The organism is Kitasatospora sp. NPDC093558 (genome assembly GCF_040683475.1).
GTDB lineage: Bacteria > Actinomycetota > Actinomycetes > Streptomycetales > Streptomycetaceae > Kitasatospora.
This window is the reverse complement of sequence record NZ_JBFBDY010000929.1, coordinates 1-2,059: the sequence shown is the minus strand read 5'-3', so window position 1 is coordinate 2,059 and position 2,059 is coordinate 1. Positions and strand designations below refer to the sequence as shown.

General features: G+C 67.4%; 2 protein-coding genes. Both read right to left on the bottom strand.

Annotated features, from left to right (window positions below; genetic code table 11):
- Positions 1-88: 88 nt before the first annotated feature.
- Positions 89-1,342 carry a glycosyltransferase gene (locus AB0O00_RS37060; protein ID WP_363659097.1) on the bottom strand — a complete coding sequence of 418 codons (1,254 nt, stop codon included), beginning with the start codon at positions 1,340-1,342 and terminating at the stop codon, positions 89-91.
- Positions 1,339-1,650, bottom strand: coding sequence for a hypothetical protein (locus AB0O00_RS37055; RefSeq protein WP_363659096.1), 312 nt, complete (start codon positions 1,648-1,650; stop codon positions 1,339-1,341). Before AB0O00_RS37055 ends, AB0O00_RS37060 begins: the two co-directional genes overlap by 4 nt.
- Positions 1,651-2,059 lie beyond the last annotated feature (409 nt).

Sequence of the window (2,059 nt, the reverse complement as noted above, 5' to 3'; positions counted from 1 at the left end):
GGGAGGGCGGTGCCACACGTACACGGGATGAGTGACCGCACGTGTGTGCACTGCTCGGCACACACGTGCGGGGAAGGGTGGGCGCGCGTCAGGTGCGCGCGGTCTTGAGCCAGGTCTGCTTGCCGGTGAGCATGCGCCACAGCCCCCACCATCCGGCGGCGAACCAGATGTAGCCGTAGATGACGAAGACGTGGGAGAGCAGGACGGCGCGCACGAGACCCAGCCCGCGCTCGCGCCGGAAGTAGACCCAGCCGTAGGCGTACGCCGCGGTGAAGGACAGGACGTACGGGCCGATGATCCACATGGGCGACACCAGCGGGTGCCCGGCCTCGACGGAGCCGAGCACGACGCCGCCCGTGGCGATGGCGAAGGACAGCGGCAGCAGCGAGGTGAGCAGGATCAGCACGGGGCTGGAGAGGTGGTACAGCAGGTCGATCGCGGGCTTCGTGGGCACGTCGCGAAGGATCAGCGGGACCAGCCGGGCCGACTGCAGGTGGCCCTGGAACCAGCGGGAGCGCTGGCGCACCAGCCGCCGCACGTCGAGGACGGCCTGCTGGGAGACGGCGGCGGTGGTGCAGTGGTGATTGGTCCAGCCGCGGGCGATGAGGCGCACCCCGAGGTCGAGGTCCTCGGTCAGGGAGTCGCTCCACGGCCCCTTGCCGTCCTCGCCGCCGAGGGTGTCCAGTGCGGAGAGCCGCATGAACTGCCCGTTGCCGCCCATGCCGACGCTGCCGAAGTAGCGGCGGGCGGACTGGAAGATGTCGCCGTAGATGACGAACTCCATGTCCTGGAGGCGGGCGAGCAGGCCCTGCTGACGGTTGTACATGCGCACGCCGATCTGGGTGGCCCCGGTGCGCGGGTCGTCGAAGTAGGGGTCGACGGCCTGGACGACGTGCGGGTCCAGGCGTCCGTCGGCGTCCACGACGCAGACGATGACCTCGCTCGGGTCGCGGCCGTCCAGGATGCCGGACTCCCGCAGGTGGCGGATGCCGGCGTTGAGGGCGGCGCCCTTGCCCTTGCGGGCGTCCGGCAGGTGCCGCTGGAGCAGCTTGACCCGCTCGGGGTCGGCGGCGCGCGCGATCTCGGCGGTGCGGTCGTCGGACGCGTCGTCGATGACCAGGGCCATGAAGTTCCCGGCCGGCAGCGAGGTGATCCGCGCCAGGCTCTCGGCGAGGACCTTCTCCTCGTTGAGGCAGGCGAGGAGGAAGACGTACAGGCGCTCGGCGTGCGGACCGTGGTCGGTGCGGACCCGGCGCCTGGACAGGACGAAGAGGGTGGCGTTGTAGCAGCCCGCCATCGCGATGATGGCGACGCTCGACCAGAGCAGGACCTCGGTGATCACCGGCGATCACCGGAGTTTCGGAGAGCGAACCAGAATTTGGTCAGAAGGAGAATGGTGGCGATCGAACAGTAGAGCAGGAATCCGGCACCGGCCGCTTCCTGCAGTCCCCTGGCGAAGGGTATGCCCGGCAGAACTTCTGGGGCCGCCATCAGTCCGGCCAAGGGCAGGACTATCCCCAGAACGGGTTTTCCGTACATGAGATCCCCCCGGATTTCAGCCCGCCTGTCGGTCCGAGGCGTGCGCTCGGAGGCTATCAGATGACAAGCATCCTTTAACGCCCGTTCGTCAAACGCCTTGAACTGGAACATGAAATTCCGGAGAGCGGCCGTTGGCCGTGCCTGCCTTGGCAGTCGGCCCGCCGGTGATCATTTCATCGTGGCGGGCGAAGGGTGGATGATTGGCTGATTTCGATGTCAACCGGGAGTCCTGGTTCGGCGTCGTGGAAATGGATGGTCCAGACCATCGCAGCCTGTTGACACTCCTTCGGGTCGGCACGAGAATCGGCGAAATGCCGGGGCTTCATCGCCGTGCCTTGCCATGTCTTCACCAGTTTCACCGGGGGGTGCCCGGGTGAGGAGCCGGTAAAATTCACCTGAATCAGGGGGGACAGCAATGAGCAAAGTGAGAGGGAGAATTCCGGTTGCCCGGATCCCGCTCATTCTGACCGTGGTCACCGCGCTGCTGGGCGGCGTCGGACTTTCCACCGGCGCGGAAGCG

Excerpts from the sequence above, each read along its gene's own strand:
- AB0O00_RS37055 (WP_363659096.1), bottom strand. The coding sequence starts at position 1,650 with ATGTTCCAGTTCAAGGCGTTTGACGAACGGGCGTTAAAGGATGCTTGT.